This window comes from Spiroplasma apis B31 (assembly GCF_000500935.1).
GTDB classification, from domain to species: domain Bacteria; phylum Bacillota_I; class Bacilli_A; order Mycoplasmatales; family Mycoplasmataceae; genus Spiroplasma_A; species Spiroplasma_A apis.
Genome location: NC_022998.1, coordinates 361,255 through 379,318, shown reverse-complemented (window position 1 = coordinate 379,318; position 18,064 = coordinate 361,255). Strand labels below are relative to the sequence as shown.

18 protein-coding genes and 1 tRNA gene are annotated in these 18,064 nt (G+C 28.7%); 1 reads left to right on the top strand and 18 read right to left on the bottom strand.

What is annotated here, in order from left to right; translation table 4 throughout:
• Positions 1 to 82 precede the first annotated feature (82 nt).
• The 17 genes from rplS to SAPIS_RS01665 form a co-directional block, all read right to left on the bottom strand.
• Positions 83 to 484, bottom strand: a complete 402-nt coding sequence (gene rplS, locus SAPIS_RS01745; protein WP_051372151.1) for a 50S ribosomal protein L19 — start codon at positions 482 to 484, stop codon at positions 83 to 85.
• An 8-nt stretch (positions 485 to 492) separates the two neighbouring features.
• Positions 493 to 1,224 (bottom strand): tRNA (guanosine(37)-N1)-methyltransferase TrmD, encoded by a 732-nt coding sequence (gene trmD / locus SAPIS_RS01740; protein ID WP_023789114.1) that lies wholly within the window; start codon positions 1,222 to 1,224, stop codon positions 493 to 495.
• On the bottom strand, positions 1,225 to 1,731 hold the full coding sequence (gene rimM, locus SAPIS_RS01735; RefSeq protein ID WP_023789113.1) for a ribosome maturation factor RimM: 507 nt from the start codon (positions 1,729 to 1,731) through the stop codon (positions 1,225 to 1,227).
• Positions 1,724 to 1,972 (bottom strand): hypothetical protein, encoded by a 249-nt coding sequence (locus tag SAPIS_RS01730; protein ID WP_023789112.1) that lies wholly within the window; start codon positions 1,970 to 1,972, stop codon positions 1,724 to 1,726. The genes rimM and SAPIS_RS01730 overlap by 8 nt, the downstream gene beginning before the upstream one ends.
• Positions 1,972 to 2,316: a 30S ribosomal protein S16 gene (gene rpsP / locus SAPIS_RS01725; RefSeq protein WP_023789111.1), complete on the bottom strand. Its 345-nt coding sequence runs from the start codon at positions 2,314 to 2,316 to the stop codon at positions 1,972 to 1,974. Before rpsP ends, SAPIS_RS01730 begins: the two co-directional genes overlap by 1 nt.
• 130 nt (positions 2,317 to 2,446) lie before the next feature.
• A tRNA-Arg gene (locus SAPIS_RS01720) sits at positions 2,447 to 2,523 on the bottom strand.
• 52 nt (positions 2,524 to 2,575) lie between these two features.
• Positions 2,576 to 4,171, bottom strand: a complete 1,596-nt coding sequence (locus SAPIS_RS01715; RefSeq protein ID WP_023789110.1) for a hypothetical protein — start codon at positions 4,169 to 4,171, stop codon at positions 2,576 to 2,578.
• Between the two features lie 97 nt (positions 4,172 to 4,268).
• Entirely contained in the window at positions 4,269 to 5,594 is a 1,326-nt protein-coding gene (gene trmFO / locus SAPIS_RS01710) for a methylenetetrahydrofolate--tRNA-(uracil(54)-C(5))-methyltransferase (FADH(2)-oxidizing) TrmFO (protein WP_023789109.1), read from the bottom strand.
• Positions 5,595 to 5,633: 39 nt separating this feature from the next.
• Positions 5,634 to 7,652 carry an ABC transporter ATP-binding protein gene (locus SAPIS_RS01705; RefSeq protein WP_023789108.1) on the bottom strand — a complete coding sequence of 673 codons (2,019 nt, stop codon included), beginning with the start codon at positions 7,650 to 7,652 and terminating at the stop codon, positions 5,634 to 5,636.
• 233 nt (positions 7,653 to 7,885) lie between these two features.
• A complete protein-coding gene (locus tag SAPIS_RS01700; RefSeq protein ID WP_023789107.1) occupies positions 7,886 to 8,638 on the bottom strand; it encodes a DNA-processing protein DprA in 753 nt (250 codons plus the stop codon).
• Positions 8,639 to 8,944 carry a single-stranded DNA-binding protein gene (locus tag SAPIS_RS01695; protein ID WP_023789106.1) on the bottom strand — a complete coding sequence of 102 codons (306 nt, stop codon included), beginning with the start codon at positions 8,942 to 8,944 and terminating at the stop codon, positions 8,639 to 8,641.
• Positions 8,945 to 9,087: 143 nt separating this feature from the next.
• Entirely contained in the window at positions 9,088 to 10,803 is a 1,716-nt protein-coding gene (locus SAPIS_RS01690) for a dicarboxylate/amino acid:cation symporter (RefSeq protein ID WP_023789105.1), read from the bottom strand.
• Between the two features lie 19 nt (positions 10,804 to 10,822).
• A complete protein-coding gene (locus SAPIS_RS01685; RefSeq protein ID WP_041612679.1) occupies positions 10,823 to 12,154 on the bottom strand; it encodes a CoA-disulfide reductase in 1,332 nt (443 codons plus the stop codon).
• A gap of 86 nt (positions 12,155 to 12,240) precedes the next feature.
• Positions 12,241 to 13,920, bottom strand: a complete 1,680-nt coding sequence (locus tag SAPIS_RS01680; protein ID WP_023789103.1) for a phospho-sugar mutase — start codon at positions 13,918 to 13,920, stop codon at positions 12,241 to 12,243.
• The gene (locus tag SAPIS_RS01675; protein ID WP_023789102.1) at positions 13,901 to 14,542 is read right to left on the bottom strand and encodes a ribonuclease HII; all 642 of its coding nucleotides are present in this window, start codon (positions 14,540 to 14,542) and stop codon (positions 13,901 to 13,903) included. Before SAPIS_RS01675 ends, SAPIS_RS01680 begins: the two co-directional genes overlap by 20 nt.
• The gene (ylqF, locus tag SAPIS_RS01670) at positions 14,536 to 15,492 is read right to left on the bottom strand and encodes a ribosome biogenesis GTPase YlqF (RefSeq protein ID WP_023789101.1); all 957 of its coding nucleotides are present in this window, start codon (positions 15,490 to 15,492) and stop codon (positions 14,536 to 14,538) included. Before ylqF ends, SAPIS_RS01675 begins: the two co-directional genes overlap by 7 nt.
• Before the next feature lie 85 nt (positions 15,493 to 15,577).
• A complete protein-coding gene (locus tag SAPIS_RS01665) occupies positions 15,578 to 16,045 on the bottom strand; it encodes a 23S rRNA (pseudouridine(1915)-N(3))-methyltransferase RlmH (protein ID WP_023789100.1) in 468 nt (155 codons plus the stop codon).
• A 114-nt stretch (positions 16,046 to 16,159) separates the two neighbouring features.
• Between SAPIS_RS01665 and SAPIS_RS01660 the strand changes: the two genes are divergently transcribed.
• The gene (locus SAPIS_RS01660; protein WP_023789099.1) at positions 16,160 to 17,068 is read left to right on the top strand and encodes a hypothetical protein; all 909 of its coding nucleotides are present in this window, start codon (positions 16,160 to 16,162) and stop codon (positions 17,066 to 17,068) included.
• A 111-nt stretch (positions 17,069 to 17,179) separates the two neighbouring features.
• On the opposite strand, the gene SAPIS_RS01655 is transcribed toward SAPIS_RS01660, so the two are convergent.
• Complete coding sequence (locus SAPIS_RS01655) at positions 17,180 to 17,980, bottom strand: lipoprotein (protein WP_023789098.1); 801 nt, start codon at positions 17,978 to 17,980, stop codon at positions 17,180 to 17,182.
• Positions 17,981 to 18,064 lie beyond the last annotated feature (84 nt).

The window sequence follows — 18,064 nt, the reverse complement described above, 5'->3', positions numbered from 1 at the left end:
CATATTATACAATACTAATATCGATTAAGAAATAACATACTTAAAAAAGAAAAAAACCATTTATCATGGTTTTTATAGTTAATTACTTAACTGCTTTTTTCATAGAGTTTTTTAATGCAGCATCTTTTGTTTTAGAAGTAACAACTTCTTTAATACGAGCAGCTTTTCCTGATAATTTTCTTATATAGTAAATTCTTGCTCTTCTCACACGTCCACGTTTTAAAACGTCTATAGAATCAATAATTGGTGAATGAACTGGAAAAGTTCTTTCCACAAAAACACCGTTAGAGTTTTTTCTTACACAAACTGAGAAAGATATTCCACTTCCTTGAGTTTTAATTACAACACCTTCAAATGCTTGAATACGATACTTTTCACCTTCTTTAATTTTTACATTAACTCTTATTGTGTCACCAGATGTGAATTCTGGTAAATTAGAGTTTAATTGTTCATCAATTAAAGATTTTGTGTTTTTTGATAACATGTTCATAACTAATTTTCTCCTTTCGTATTTTTTAGATTATCGATAAATTCGATATCTGTTTTTGATAAATTTTCATCCTTTAATAGGTCTGGTCGTTTAATATAAGTATTTCTTAATCTGCCTTCTTGACGAAACTTTTGAATGTTTGCATGATGGCCGCTAAGCAGTACATCTGGGACTTTTTTGCCCCTAAAATCCACGGGTTTAGTATAAACTGGATGATCTAATAGATTATTTTCAAAACTATCATTAATGTGTGACTCTTCAGAAATAACACCCGAAACCACTCGAGATATTGAATCAATCAATACAAGACTAGCTAGTTCTCCACCAGTTAATACATAATCTCCTATAGAAACTTCTATATCAACGTAGTCAAGAACTCGTTCATCAAAACCTTCGTAATGCCCACAAACTATTATTAGATGTTTATGCTTTTCTACATAGTTTCTAGCAAATTCTTGTTTCCAAGTTTTACCTTGAGGGCTTGTTAAAATTACTAATGAATCCTCAGTTTTACAAGCTTCAATCGCATTTACAACTGGTTCCACCATTAAAACCATACCTTTTCCACCACCAAATTGATAGTCATCTACTTGATTGTGATTATAGTTTGTGTAATTTCTTAAATCAACTACTTCAATCTCTATCTTTGTTTTATCTAAAGCTCTTTTTATAATAGATTCAGATATATAAGATTTAATCAAATTGGGAAATAAGGTTATTATTGAAAACTTCATTTAGATAAGCTCCGTTATATTCTTTAAAGTAATTGTTTTTGACTCGTAATCAACTTTTTCGACAAACCTGTCTACACAAGGAACTCATATAGATTGATTATCATTATTCAAAACTTTAACCAAATCCTGTGCTCCATTATACATAACATCAATAACTTTTCCATAACTAATATTTTCAAATAGCACATGAAAATCTATCAATGATGTATATAGTTCAAATAAATCATCTTCTTTTAAAAAGTAAACTTCTCAGTCTTTATAAGTTAATGCCGTATTGATATTGTTGATGTCTTTTAATTTTAAAATATGCTTGTTATTTGAAATATAAAACTTTTCAACACAATAAACTTCAATACTATTTGACTTATCTTTCAAGAAAATCTTTTTATTGAGTAAATCCTTCTTTATTGATAAGTCACTATTAATTCATATCTTAAGTTCACCTTTAATACCATGTGTTGAAATAATTTTTCCAACACTAATTAGTTTTTCTTCAAGGTTACTCATAAAACTCGACCTCAATTTCAACTTTTTTCTCTTGAATCGAGAGATTCAGATTCATCGAATCTTGTAAAGATTTAATTATTCCCAAAATAGTTTCTCTTAAATTCATTTCAATTTTATCTTCGATAACTAAAATGAATTCGTAGGTTTTCTTAGTTTCAATTTTCTCTTTTAGAATATAGATAATATCTGTGGGTAAAAGATCCGAAATAAAATCATTCAAGATCTCATATACAATTTTCATTATTTACTCTCGTCTTTTTTAGCTACTTTAGTTTTAGCCACTGTTTTTTTAGCAACTTTTTCTTTTTTTGGTGCAGCTTTCTTTTGTTCCAATTTTGCATTGTGCAAGTCTGTCATTACACCTTCTTTTGAAAGAATGTTTCTAACAGTATCGGTTGGTTGTGCTCCTTGTTGCATTCATTTTAGTGCTACTTCTTTTTTAAGATCTACAACACCATTTATTGGGTTGTATGTTCCTATTAACTCGATGTATTCACCATCACGTTTAACACGTGAATCTGAGGCTACAATTCTGTAAAAAGCAGCTCTTTTTTTACCAGCTCTTTTTAATCTTAGTTTTACCATAAGTTCCTCCTTACTCTATATAAATACATTAATAATAATATATTAATAAATTAGGTTGTCAAGTATTTTTACTTAACAAAGTATTTTATTTTAAAACAAAAAAAACACCAAAGGTGTTTTGAATTCATAATGGCGCCCACGAGAAGATTCGAACTTCTGACCCTACGCTTAGAAGGCGCATGCTCTATCCTACTGAGCTACGTGGGCATCAACAAGACAAAAATATAATAACAAAAGAAAGTTATTTTTGCTATCTTTTTTAGTCTTTTTTTCAATTTAATAATTTTAGTGGTAATTCAAGTGATGATTGAAACTTCAAAGTTAATTCATCACTCTTTAATTTTTCACCTTCATAATTTAAACATAGTTTTTTGAAATTTGCAAAGATATTTTCAATTAGAGTAGTTGTTTGTACGGTGTGTCCTAATGGATGTGGTCCAAAAAGTATAATGACATACTTTATCAATTCTTCCAAATTGTAATCAAAAGATCTTGCAGTTTCTGGTTCGATTGATAATAAAAATGTTAATACTTTTCCAAGTTTATGCAAAAGAACATTTTCTTGTAATTGTTTAGAGTTATCAAATTCAATTTGTGAGGCTTCGATCAATTCATCCTCACTCATAAAGAATGTCCCTTCATTCATATTTTCAAAGTTTATTCTTTCTTTAAATTTATTTTCCTTAACCTCTGTAAATAATTCTAAGATTTCGACATAAAGCTTTCGTTTCTGTTGAACATGATTATCAATAACTTTAGGTAAATACTCATGAACCAAAAGCATTGTTCTAATTTCAGAAAAAACATATCAAACAATTTCGTGAATTGTAACTAATTTATTGAAATCTACTTGTATATGTCTTGTTCCCTTTGATCTAATGTATGTTTTCAAAATTTTGTAGTTCATATGTTGATGAGAAAACGGTGATAATACAGCTTTAGATTCTGATGTATAGTCATCCAATATTTTGTTGTTTGCTTGAATTTTGTCTAAGTATAAAAAATAGGGTAAATAATTTTCTAGCATCTCAAATACCTCTCCACCATCCGAAAGCATTGTAACAGCTGTTATTTCATCTTTCATTAAAATTGTTGTAACCTTAGTTAACTGAAAAAGTGCTTTGAAACGCTCTTTCATGTCAAAATCATCTCATTTAGATGCTGTAAAATTACTTAAAAATAAACTTCACTCTTCATCATTTTCAATCAATTCAATTGTTTCTTGAAGATATTCAACTTCTTTTGGTTTTCAGTCTCTGCCAGATTTATATTTTCTAATCAAATTATCTCTTTGGTAATATTTATGGACTCTTTGAAATAATCCTTGTTTTTCACCATTTTTTATTAGATTCAATGTAAACAAAAATGGATATAATGCACTAGTCTTAAGTTTTCCATCATCAGATTCATGATTAATGTCGTATTCATAATTAAACAAAGCTTCTCTTACATAGGCTTTTGATATTTTAATCAAATCTTTTGGTTTTCTAAAACAATAGTTATTGATATAAGGTAAAAGTAGGCCTGAAATCAGTTCATAAACTAAATTTTCAGTTTCTTCATCTTTAATTACTAATTTTTTCGGTTTTTCTTTAACAAATCTATATCTTACTTTATGTAATTTTTCAATATTTTCAATAATATATTCAGCATATTCCTTAGTTTCTTCTAATGGAATTTCACTGATTTTTATACCTCTATAAAGGGTATATTGTATGACTCCAAAATATGTTAAAGGATATAAACTAGATATTAAGTCTTTTTGTGTAACAATATAATATTTTAATTCTGCGTTATTCTTTGCAATGATATGCAAACCATATCAAAACAAACTTTCCTTTTCAAAATTTTTCATTTTCACCTCTAAATAGACTTGATAATTTTAGACCAAAGTTGTGTTCAATACAATTATTTTGTATAAATAAACTAATAAATGAAATTATTACCCAAATTTACAAAATATTATTTTTCTTTATAAATTCTTTCATACTAGAAATTGCTCTTTGTGAGTATAATTCTCTCTTTTCCTCTTTTTTAAGTTTATTATCAATCACCATATTTTCGACTAAACTTCAGTTTGCTTTCATAGGTTGAAAGTTTTTTTCACTAGTTGTTATTATATAGTTTTGTAGAGCACCCATAACTGTATCTTTCGGGAAAGAACAAAGCGGTTCATCATTAATCATTTTATAAATATTAATTGCAGCTATAATGCCACTACTACAAGACTCTACATATCCCTCAACCCCTGTAATTTGTCCTGCAAAGAATATATTTTTATTAGTTTTCAATTGATTGTAGTTATTCAATAATGCAGGAGAGTTAATAAAATTATTTAAATGCATAACTCCATAACGAACAAATTCAGCTTTTTCCAAGCCTGGAATTAGTTGAAAAACTCTTTTCTGTTCTTTTCAAGTTAAATTAGTTTGAAATCCGACCATATTATACAAATCATCTTTTGCATTATCCTGTCTTAATTGCACAACTGCAAAATTTTTGCTCCCATCGATATTACTCAATCCCGCTGGCTTTAGAGGACCAAATCTAAGAGTGTTGAAACCTCTTTTTGCCATAACTTCGACTGGCATACACCCTTCAAAAAACTTTAAATTCTTTTCTTTATCTAAGTGCTTTTCAGCCAACTGAGCATTTACCAACTCATCATAAAATTTTTTATATTCTTCTTCAGACATCGGACAGTTTATATAATCTTCCGTTTCTCCTTTATCATAACGATTTTTTCTAAAACAAATGTCCATATTTATAGTATCTTTTTTTATTATCGGAGCAACTGCATCATAAAAATAAAAATACTCTTTACCAAGTAACTTTATAATTTCATTCTGGAGATTATCGGTAGTTAGTGGTCCGGATGCAATTAATGTTATCTCATCATCATCCCAAGTGACTTTTTCCTCATCCAGTATTTCGATATATTTATTTGTTTCAAGTTTATTTGTTATGTAGTTTGAAAACTTTTCTCTGTCAACAGCAAGACTTCCTCCAGCTGGTATTTGAGCATAATAAGCCGCTTCTAAAATCAATGAGTCCAATAGTTTCATTTCTTCTTTTAAAGTACCAACAGCATTCTTATTATCTAATGATCTAAGTGTATTCGAACAAACAAGCTCTGCAAAAGAATCGAGTTTTTGCACTGGATTTTTTTGCACTCTTTTTATTTCAAATAATCTTACGTCAATTTTTCTTTTTGCTAGTTGTCAAGCAGCTTCACAGCCCGCAAGACCAGCACCAATAATATTAATTCTCTTTTTCATTACTTAATTATAGCAAATAAAAAAATGGCATAGCCATTTTTATTCCATTAATCCAGCTTCGTAAAGTTTTTTGAAGTGTCCTTCTTTAGTTTTTAGCTCGTTGAATGTACCTATTTGTACAACTCCTACATCTCTGGCTAAAACAATTATTTGGTCGCAATTTTTTATAGTACTTAACCTATGAGCGATTGATACGGTTGTTCTATTTTTCATAAGTTTATCTAGTTCATTTTGTATTTCTTTTTCAACAATATTATCTAGGGCACTTGTTGCCTCATCTAAAATTAATAACTCTGGATCTTTTAAAATCATTCTAGCAATTACTAAACGTTGTTTTTGACCACCAGATAACATAAACCCTCGTTCACCTAAAATAGTGTTATAACCGTCTGGTCAAGTCATTACTAACTCATGTAACTCAGCCTTTTTAGATGCTTCAATAGCTTCCTCTTCAGTTGCATTGAAATTTCCATATTTGATATTGTCTAGAACAGTTCCAAATAATATTTGTGGTTCTTGTTCAACATAACCAACTTTATCTAAGTAAGTAGAAAGTTTAACTTCTTTTAAATCTATATTATTGTTTATTAAAACCTTACCTTCACTAGGGTCGTAAAATCTTAACAATAGTTTAGATATTGTGGATTTACCACTTCCTGTTTCCCCAACAAAAGCATAACTCTTTCCATGTTCAAATTTGAATGTGAACTTTGGTAATATGATTTTATCTGGTTTTTCTGGATATCTAAATTCAACATCTTGTAAAATAATGTCTCCACTAATTTTATCTATTTGCATACCTTCTTCTGGTTCATAATGTGGATCTAATATAGATTTAGATCTAATAATTTCATCAATTCTGAACGAAGCTGTCGATGCTTGCACAACCCCAGCAGTAACTCTAGCTAGTTGCATAATAGGACCAACCATTGTACCAACACCACTTATAAATGATGAAAGTATAATCGAAAGTAATTGAGTTTGGTCATTGTATAATAGTGCCGCCGAGATTACAACAACCATTTGGATTGAAGAAATACCAGCAATCATAACAGTAATAATAGTCGACTGCATAGAGATAAGACTAAAAGATTTTTTATAATAATCATTGTGAATTCGCTTAAATCTTTCAGTTTCATAAACTTCAGTACCAGAAGCTTTTATTAGTCTAATAGTTGCAATTCTATCTGTAACATCACCGTTTATATTTGTTATAGAGTCTCGAACTTTAAACATAAGTTTTTTTACTATTCCAAAAGTTGAAAACATTGTTATTAATATTATTAACATCAATGCTACTAAAATTCCTGTTAATTTTAAATCTATTGTTAATAACATTCCAAGAGAACCAAAAAATGTAAATATAGCTGATAACAATGTAACAGGAACTTGTTGCGCTTGGTCACCAATAATTTGTGTATCTGAGACTATTTTTGTAAGAATTTCTCCTATTTTTTTATCAGAATAATAACTCATATCTTGTTTAACAAGTTTTTCAAGTGCTTTATTTCTTAGTTCTATTTCTATATTTTTACCCATAATACCAGCAATAAAATTGGAAATAAAAGTAAATAGTCCTAATGCTACAAAAAGTGCTAACTGAAAGTAAATTCATTCTTGTCAACCAAGTTGTAATCCAAAAAAGTCTGTGTAATAATTCTTTGAATCTAATAATTGAGAATTTTCGTATCCATTACCTCTATAGTATACACTTAATGAGTTTTCACTATTTTTTTCTAAAATAGAATTTAAACCATTTTCATCAATACTTCCACTACCAATGCGACTAGCAACGATAGCAGGAATCATAAGGCAAGCCATCATGTTTTGTATTATTTTTGGTCCTACAACGGTAGTTACAGCAGACAATCCAGTGATTATAAACAAACTAAAGGCAATTAAAGGGTGTCTTTTCAAATAATTAAAAACTATTCCAAAAAATGTTTTACCACTTCCTTTATTTCTTTTGGTTTTAAAAGTTGGGTTTGAGGATGTTTTATCAGGGTTTTGAGTAACTAAAGATTGAGAGTTCGAGCTATTGTTATCATTATTATTCATAAGAACCTCCGCTTTCTTTCATATTTAATAATTATTATGAACCTATTTGTAGAAAATACAATTGAATATTAATTTTTATTAAAAATAAAAAAAAGAGATTTTAAATCTCTTTTTTCAATTATTAAATAAATCTATCATTTGTGTGTCGGGAATAAAATGATTAGTTAATTTAAAAATTATTAGGTATAAACCTTACAAGTGTGATATTTCTACCACGAAATTATTATACCACTTTAAATGTCGTTTACTATATCTTTTGCAGTTTCTATCAACTTTCCACCCATTTTGATCAATTTATTGGTTCCATTTAGCTCACCAGACACAGATGGTATAGCAAAAATATCTTTCCCTTCATTGAGAGCACAGTTGATAAGATTATTAAAATTATCAGCTTCTTTAAATTGAACGAAAACAATACCCTTCGAAAGTCCACATAATAATCGGTTTGAATATTCAATATAATCATCTGTTTTATCCTCACTAACCTCATAACACTCACAAATGAATAGTATGTTTTTATGTTCTATATCTAATGTTTTATCTAAATAATCCTTGATTCCAGATTTTAAAATGAATATAGTTTCAAGTGACTTCTCTTTGCATATATCAAGAACCTCTTCATTTACACCCTCATTCTCGTTAGTAATTATTAATTTATTTTCTTTTTTCAAATCAGGCAATAATGTCGCTATTCTTGTTTTTCCATAGTCATCTATCTCTTTTCCACCAACTATACCAACATTTTTTGCATAATTACTTATCAAATTTATATCTCCTTTATAGAACAGTACAAATGGTGGCTTATGTATATATTTTAATGAGTTTGGATAAAATGGGCTAAGAATGGTTATAAAATTACAATTTATTTTTTGCAATACATTTGTTATTTCTTCTTTTGAAATGCGTTCTTTTGTATCTAAAGCTTTGTAAATCTTATCTCAGTTTCCACTATATTTTAGTGAAAAGTATAGCAATACATTTTCCATTTAAGCTATATGTATAATCTTGTTGGCAACTATTTCATTACCATAGGTAACGCTATCAGTTGAACCAAAAGATATTATCCTTCCTTCAATTCCAACAAAAGACTGATCATAATATTCATACTCATCACCCAAAACATTACTTCATACTTTAACATTTATAAAATCGTCTGTTATTATTCCATCTTTATTTTTATAATTTCTTGGAACTCTTAAAATAAATTTAAACAGCTTTTTCTCTCCATTTTTTGAGTTGAAAACTAGCTGCGGAGTCCCCTCTATTTGTCCGATTATATTTACATTATTCATAATAATTTCCTCCCAATGAATATATCGTCTGTAAGCTTTGAAATATAGCAGGAAAATAAAAAAAATCATTTGGACTTGGTAATAACTCAAATCTAAATGACTTTTAAAATACTGATATTTAAAATAAGCGTTTATCTGTTCACCTATTCTATATTTTCACCTTTTTTGTAGGAAGCAATTTGATCGATAAATGCTTCTTTCAAGTTTGCTCTATCAACATTATAAGAGTTTTCAAGTTCTTTTAATGCCTCTAGTTTTTCTAAATTATATTGTTCTTTAAGATCTTTTGTAATTTCTTTGTCTGATACTTTAGTTGCATAAGTTTTCTTTATATTTTGCAAGTTTTCGATATATGCTTCTTTCGTTTTTTTCTTAGACAAGATCAAATTTTGTTTTAGTATACCTTTATATCCGAGTAATGGCGAGTCTTGTTCTATGAGACCTTCGGACTTCGCTACAATTGGTGCAACAGCAACAGCACCAAGAACATTAGCCCCAGTTCTTCCCATGTCAAACAAACCATCTAACGGTGCTATGAAGGCTAAAACAGAATCAGTAAACCCAGGAAAACCAATACCACCAATTACACCAACTGTAACTACTGTAGCAGTACCAGGGACTCCAGCAATACCAAGAGAAGCAATAATAGTTACTAAAAGAGATATTAGGAAAAATCCGATGAATCCCATTTCATGAACTACTGAACTTGAATCCGTACCTGTTCATAAAATACTTGTTGCTAGGCCAGCTTGGACACCTGCACAAGCTATTAGACCCATTGTTGTAGAAATTGGTCCGATAGTATTTGCGGCAACTTCACCAACTTTTAAGTCATTTTTAATAGTATCAATTGTAACTGGTAATGTTGCGTTTGATGATTGAGTTGCAAAACCTTGTATAAGCGGTCTTCAAGCACTTTTTCATCACCCAGAAACCTTCATACCAGATAAGAAAATTAATAATGTCAATCAACCAATAGAGATTAATATCCCTAGATAACCAACACCGATTACTTTACCAATTACAGCAAGCATACCTATTGGTCTAGTTACAATCGAAACAGTAATCATAGACATAACTGCTAATGGCATAAATTTCATAAATGTCATCAGAATTGATATGATTATATCTCATCCAGTGTCCATAGCTTTTCTAACAGCTTCCATCTCAACACTTTTTCTTTTAGATAGTATTTTTACAGATAAACCAGCAAGTGCACCAACAACCATAACTGGAATTATTGAACTTGCAGCCATTGTTGAGAAAAAGTTATCTGGTAAGTATCCTCAAATTATTGATGGTAAAGGAACTAGGCTTTTTCCTTTTTCAGAATTAGTATTATTATCAAAAACAGATAACCCTTCTACTTTACCGACATTTGTTAACATTCCAAGCGCAAATGTTACAACAAAAGCAAAGGCTACATTCAATAGAAGAAGTCCTATACCCTTGATTGTAATTATACCGACATTTTTAGATGAAGGTTTTGCTGTAATTTTAAACATTGCTATAAATACGATTGGTATAGTTAACAGTTTTACCCCGTTTATAAATATTTTACTGAAGAATTCAGCTCAAACTTTTAGTTCATATACTCAATATAAGTTATCACTACTATTTTCGTAATCCTTATATGCATTTTGATCAGGGAATCCAATAATTGCTTGTAAACTTAAACCATAAACAAGCCCAATTCCAAGTCCTATCAATACACGGTACATAAATTTTAATTTTATTTTTTTCAAGAAGATTCATAATGAGATTTGTAACGTTATAAAGATTAATATTGTAACAGCCGATTCTCATCTACTAATTGCTAAAAAATCCTTTAATATATCAGTCTTTTCTGCTAAAAACATATTATCCCTTTCTTTCATTTTATTTTAATATATTAGATATTGCTATATGTATTATGTCAGTTGTTTTTGAGAACGGCGGCGAATAAACTAAATCAACTTGTTCCAAATGTTTATCGATAATGGTTTTATTCCAAATCATAGCTGCTAATGCATTAATTCTCAAAACAGCTTTATTGCTACCACACATTTGTGCGCCAATAATAGTTTTATCTTTATTATTCATAATCAATTTAAGATAAAGATCGCTTTGCCCATTAACATAATGAGTGAAGTCTTTATCTTTTATAAAAATTGATTTTACATCCATATTTTTTTCTTTGGCATATTTTTCTGTTAAACCAGTTCTTGCCACCTCTAGATCAAAAATTCTAATAATAGAACTTTGAATTGATCCTTCAAAACTAATATTTTTACCAACTATATTATCAGCTATAACCCTTGAAAATTTGGAAGCTACGGTTGCTAATGGGGAATAGATATCTTCACCTGTTATAAAATTTTTAGAAGTGGCACAATCTCCACCAGCATAAACATCTTTTATATTAGTTTCTCCCAGTTTATTCACCAATATAGCTCCATTATTAATTAATTTAAGATTGGTGTCTTTTAGAAACTCTGTGTTAGGTTTAAACCCTACACATAAAAGAACTGCTTGTGTTTTTATAACTTCGCCGTTTTTCAAGACTACACCAGAGACATTTCCATTCTCATTTAATATTTCTGTGACCTGTGCGCCTAGAAAAACTTCAATTTCTTTCTCTATTAGTTTGTCTTTTATTAATGTTGTTATCTCAGAATCAAAACTTTTTGAAGATAATTCTTCTTCCATTTCTATAAGATTTACTTTTTTACCTATTTTAGATAATGTTTCGCACATTTCAAGGCCTATAAATCCTCCACCAACTATGGTAATCTTTTCTATGCTATCGTTATTTAAAAGTGCATTTTTAAGGTTTTTACCATCTTCTAAGGTTGTTAAAGTAAATACATTGTTTGTGTTTATACCTACAATGTTAGGAACTATAGGTTTTGCGCCAACAGCGATAGTTAAGTAATCATAAGAATCTGCGCCATCTTCTAATATTACTTTTTTGCTTTCGAAGTCAATTTTTTTTACTTTTTTATTTGAATGAACTTGTATGTTCATTTTTTCGAAGTCATTGATAGTTCTTGCCAACATCAAGTTTTCATTTTCAAACTCGTCGGCCACATAATAAGGTAGTCCGCAAGCTCCAAGTGAAACATAACTTTTATCTTGATAAACAGTAATATCTATTTTTGGATCATTACGTCTCAATCTTGCAGCGACTCCCATTCCTGTAGCACTACCGCCAATAATTATAACTTTCATATCCATACCCCCTATGGTCTCTCTAACAATTATTATTATATCTACATAGGTAAAAAAAACGAAAAAAAAATATAAAATTTTAAATTTTATATTTCTAAAAACATTTTTAAGTTTTCAATAAGGTTCTTGCATTTTTCCTTAGCATTCTCTAAAGTTTTATCAATCGTAACAAAATAAATCTTTATTTTTGGCTCAGTACCGCTAGGTCTAATGGCAAATCAACTGCCATCTTCAAAATAAAATTTCATAAGATTTTGACCTGGCATATTATATAAACCATTGATATAATCTTCGGCATATTTTAATTCTAAATCTCCAAGTTTTTCAAAATACTCGCTTCTTAGTTTTTCCATAATTGGCTCAACTTTTGATTTAATTTCTTCTGGTTTGAAGTTCAAGTTTTCTGTATAAGTGTAAAAATATCCGTATTTTTCATATAGTTCAAAAAGAACATCAATTAAAGTTTTATTTTGTTTTTTATAGTATCAAGCAGCCTCAACCAACATAGTAGTTGCTTGGATGCCATCTTTATCTCTAGTTGAGGAGTCCAATACATAACCGTAACTTTCTTCGTATGCAAAGACAAAATTTAAGTTCCTTTTTTCTTCTTTTAAAATTTCTGAACCCATTCACTTGAAGCCAGTTAAAGTTTTAATTACACTGACTCCATAAGTTTCACTAGCAATTCTATCACCTAGGTCACTAGTAACAAAACTTGAATACATTGCAGGATTTTTTGGTAGTTTATTATGTTTTTTAAGTTGGCTCAGTTTTCACTCAATTAATAATGGTCCTGTTTGATTACCATCAATTCTTATTCATTCCCCATTATGGTTAATTGCACAACCAATTCTATCTGCATCTGGATCTTGAATAATCATTATCGATGCATCATTATGTTTTTTTCCATATTCTAATGGAATAGTTCAAGCTGGTTCAAATTCAGGATTGGGGTTACCAACGTTTTTAAAAGTTGGGTCTTCAAAAGAATGTTCTGCAACTTCGATCACATCATATCCAAACTCTCGTAATAAAGGTGGAGTAAACTCAGTTCCTGTACCATTAACAGCTGAGTAAATAACTTTGAATTTGTTTCTATCTTCATTCTTGTAAAATTGTAAATTCTCAATCATTTTTTTGTAGTTGACAATTACTTTTTCATCGACAATTGTCATCAATGATTCATCGCACTTATAGTTTCAATTAAGTATGTCCTTTATTGTTGACATCTTATCTGCGATTACTTTTGTTTCTTCATCTATTAATTGACAACCAAACTCATCATATATTTTGTAGCCGTTATAATTTGCTGGATTATGACTGGCAGTTATCACAATTCCACCAATAGCATTCAAATCCTTTGTAGCGAACGATACAACTGGTGTTGGTTTCATATCATTGTTTTTAAATAAATAAGCTCTTATACCAAAACTAGTTAATATTTCAGCTGCTAATTGAGAAAATTCTTTTGAGTTTTTTCTATTATCATGACCAATTACAACCCCTCTTGATAGAGAATCAGGGTATTTTTTTATTAATAATTTAGCATAACTTATTGTTACTAATTTTATAGTATATGAATTAAATCTTCCTGGTCCTGGCCCCAATATTCCTCTAATTCCAGCAGTACCAAATTCTAATTGTAAATTAAAAGCATTTTCTAATTCATAATCATCAGCTGCTAACAGTTGTTCTTTTAACTCAGGATCCATATTTTTAGCATTTATTCATTGTGAATATAATTGACTATTTTTGTCGAACTTCATTTTTTTTCTCCTTTATATTAGCCACTGGTTTGTAAGATACCCGATGAATATCTAAAATTCCATATTCTTCAAGTCTTTGAATGTGTTCTTTTGTGCAGTAACCTTTATGTTTTTTAAAATTATACATAGGATATATTGTATCAAAACCGTCCATCAAACGATCTCTATACACTTTTGCAATGATGCTTGCAGCAGCGATTGTTTGACTAAGATTATCACCCTTAATAACTTTATACGTTTTATACCCACTTAATTGTATATCTTCTCCATCAATTAAACAAACATCTGGCTTTATTTTTAAATCTTTTATGCTTTCTAGCATTCCTAAAACACTTGTTGCTTTAGGATTCAATTTATCAACAATTTTAGCATCATATTCTTTAATAGAGCAATCTATAGAATTTTCTAGAATTTCGTTGTAAAGACTTTCTCTTTGTTTACTTGATAATAGTTTAGAGTCTCTTATTAGAACGTTATTATAAGAAGGTTTTAATATTAAACTCGCTACAACAATTGGACCTGCCATCGCACCTCTTCCAACTTCATCACTTCCTGATATAAATTCCACATTTTCATTGTTCCTTATTTGTTGGTCAAATAAATATCGTTCATTTTTTATCATTCAACAGTTAAATCACTTTCAATTGTTGAATCTACATCAACTTCATCAACCAAAGTTAAACTTTCGTAGTTTACCTCAATTGGTTTTTCAAAAGAGATTTTTCCTAAATTAAGGTTCAATAAATCATGGACGAATAGTTCGATAGCTCTCTCTACATCAGCTATTGAATCTAAAATGATAAATTTATTTCTTTTAGCAATTTCTTCAAAAATTTTAAAAGTATCATCGTAATTAATTGGTCTAGATATAACTTTATTTATTTTATACACATCCTCAATCAATTTTGGATATGAATTATAAATATAACGCATAAGTTTAGTGGCAAACCTTTCTTTTGGAACTACTTCAATTCTTATTGAATTAGTTGCTGCACAGTTACAAGCAATTGTTTCATTTTCAAATTTTGAAGGTAGTATTCCTGGTGTATCGATAAGCGTTATTTTGTTAGTCATAATAATTCTTTGCATACCGCGAGTTACACCCGGTTTATTTCCTATTTTAAGTCGCTTACCTTTTGAGAGTTTAGAAATTACAGTAGATTTACCAACGTTTGGAATACCTACCACTAAAACATTTATTTGTGGATTTTCTATTCCCCTTGCCTTGTCTTTTTTTTGCTTTTCAATTGTCATTTTTTCGATAAGTTTTAATATATCGTTATAAATAGGTTGCTGTTTATCTTTAATTACATAAACAACATTGCCACAGTTAAAAAAATAGTCTTTTCATTGTTTAGTTACTTCATCATCAGCCAAGTCACCCTTAGACATTAAAATCAATCTAGGTCTATTGTTAAGTAACTTTCTAAATAAAGGATTTTGAGTTGAAAATGGTGCTCTAGCATCAACAATCTCAATCACTAAATCAACAATTGAGATTTTAGCTTCTATTTCTTTTATACTCTTATTCATATGTCCTGGAAATCAATTGAAACTTGATTTTTCATTCATAGAGAACACCTCCACATATCTTTAATTGTAACGATAAAAAATAATAATTAGTACTCTTTTTTAAATTGACAACTTATAATAAGTTTTACTTATGATACGGTTCTTTTCTAATTATTTTAATTGAGCGGTAGACTTGTTCTAATAAAACTACTCTCACCAAATTATATGGTAATGTTAGTTTACCGAAACTTATTTTATTTTTGATCAGTATTTTGAAATTATCACTAAAACCGTCGCTAGGCCCAATTATAAAAGTGACATTGCCACCCTTGAAGTCCTTAATATCACAAATTGTTTTAGCGAGTGCCTCGGATGTTTGTTGAACAGCATCTATTTCCAATAAAAATATATTAGAGTCATTGATATTTTTAATCTTAGTTTTTATCGCTTCTTCATTTCTTACCATGTTAGTTTTAATATCATTTGTACTACTCTCTGTGATCTCCACTATATTTATATCGACAAACTTTTTCAATTTATTTAAATATAAATTGTAGATTTCCAGATATTCCTTGCTCATTTTATTAAAACAAATAATTTTGATATTTATCATACATTTCTCCAAGATTTTAAATATACACTAATCATATAACATTTCGTAACTAACGACTAAAATAAAACAAGTTTATGGTAAAATATATTAAATTAGATTTTGGAGGAAATTTATATGTCTGAAAGAAAACACTTTCAATCTGTATTGGATCTAAGACCTCAATTTGAAAATATAATAGATGCATTAGTTCCTGATATTCAATTTTCATACTCAGCAATTTTGAACAATTCAACTATACAAACATATTTTAATATGATCTCATTAGAATATTACGGTTACGAATTTTATCAATTATTGAGATTAAATAAACTAGAGTTTAAGTTAAATGAAAGAACACTAAATTTAACAATATTAGAAATGGTATATAACATAGTTTTGCAAATCGTTTCTAGAAAATGAAGATACTCAGAGTATATTGCTTATGATATGTACATATTACCACTACGTATACAAAAATATGTAAATGCAATGAATTACAAATTTATTGAAACAGAAATTGAAAATAATAAAGTGGTTTTTAAATTAGTAAGTCAAAAAGAAAGAATCATTTCAGAGAAAGTAATAGAAGAGTATCAAGATGATAGGATTAACAATATAATTCACCAATTTAGATCGGCTACAGAACACGAAATTGAACTAAAGTTAGCTTTATTTAAAAATATTGCATTATTTATTGAGGTTGGTAAGCCTATAATGTACCAAAAATTTGGAAATAAATTTGCTGATGATTTTTATAGCCAAGTTGCAATATTGGATAAATATAAATCTGATAGTTTAACCGAAAAGCAAAAGAAACACATTGCTAAGGTTGTTGATGATTTATTCAATATTTCAGTATTATTAGTATTACTAATGAGTGATTCTATGAGAGCTGGAGTTTGATCTAAGATAAGTGCAGAAGAAAAACGAAAAAAAGAACTTGATAGAACTAGAAGAACTATTGAGGAAGCAAATCGAAGACTACAAGCTATTAAAGAACAAGAGGCTTCGGATGTGAAAAGAATAGGTTCAATTAAAAAGTAAATATTCTCTAAAAGTTATGCATTTTAAGTATAACTTTTTTTATTTTCATAAAAAAACTTTGCTTATATTTGAAATTTAAGCAAAGAATAGAATATTAATATTTTGTTGTTATTACTTCCCTATTTTAAAACTAACTACAATACTTTCTTTGTTTTTAAATACCTTATACACATTTGAATTTTCTTTTACAAATATCTCAGCACTTTTATCTTTTATGAAACCAACTTCTATTTCATCAATATCTACATTTTTATTCTTATTTTTGATAGCAGCTATAATAGTTTCTTTTTCTTTATTTTTAATAGTTCCTAAATCGGTAACAGTTAAGTCTGTTGATAAATCTTTAAGGATTGCTTTGACAGAGAACTCGATGTTTATTTCAGAACCAGCAGCGATTTGGTTATATACTTTTGATTCTTTTTTAACTGAAACTTTTGCACTTTTCTCTGTTATTGAAGATAAAACTAACTCATCAATTATGATATTTTTATTATTATCTTTTATCCCTTTTATGATTGTTTTTTCATCTTTATTTGCCAACTCGCCTAATTTTGTAACAGTTAAGTCTGTTGATAAATCTTTAAGGGTTGCTTTGACAGAGAACTCGATGTTTATTTCAGAACCAGCAGTAATTTGGTTATATACTTTTGATTCTTTTTTAACTGAAACTTTTGCACTTTTCTCTGTTATTGAAGATAAAACTAACTCATCAATTATAATATTTTTATTTTTTTCTTTGATTGCATTCTTTATTGTTTTTTCCTCTTTATTTGCTAAATCACCTAATTTGGTATTAGTTAGTACTGATGATAAATCTTTAAGGGTTGCTTTTTCTTTTGAACAAGCAACCAATGAAGCTGGACCTGCTCCTATAAGTGTTATTGACCCTAATATACTTAATAGTTTTTTCATATTTTTCAACTACCTCCCAGTAAATTTGTTTAGGTTAAAACCCGTTTGTGATATTAACAAAAAAAAAAAAAAAACATATATTTA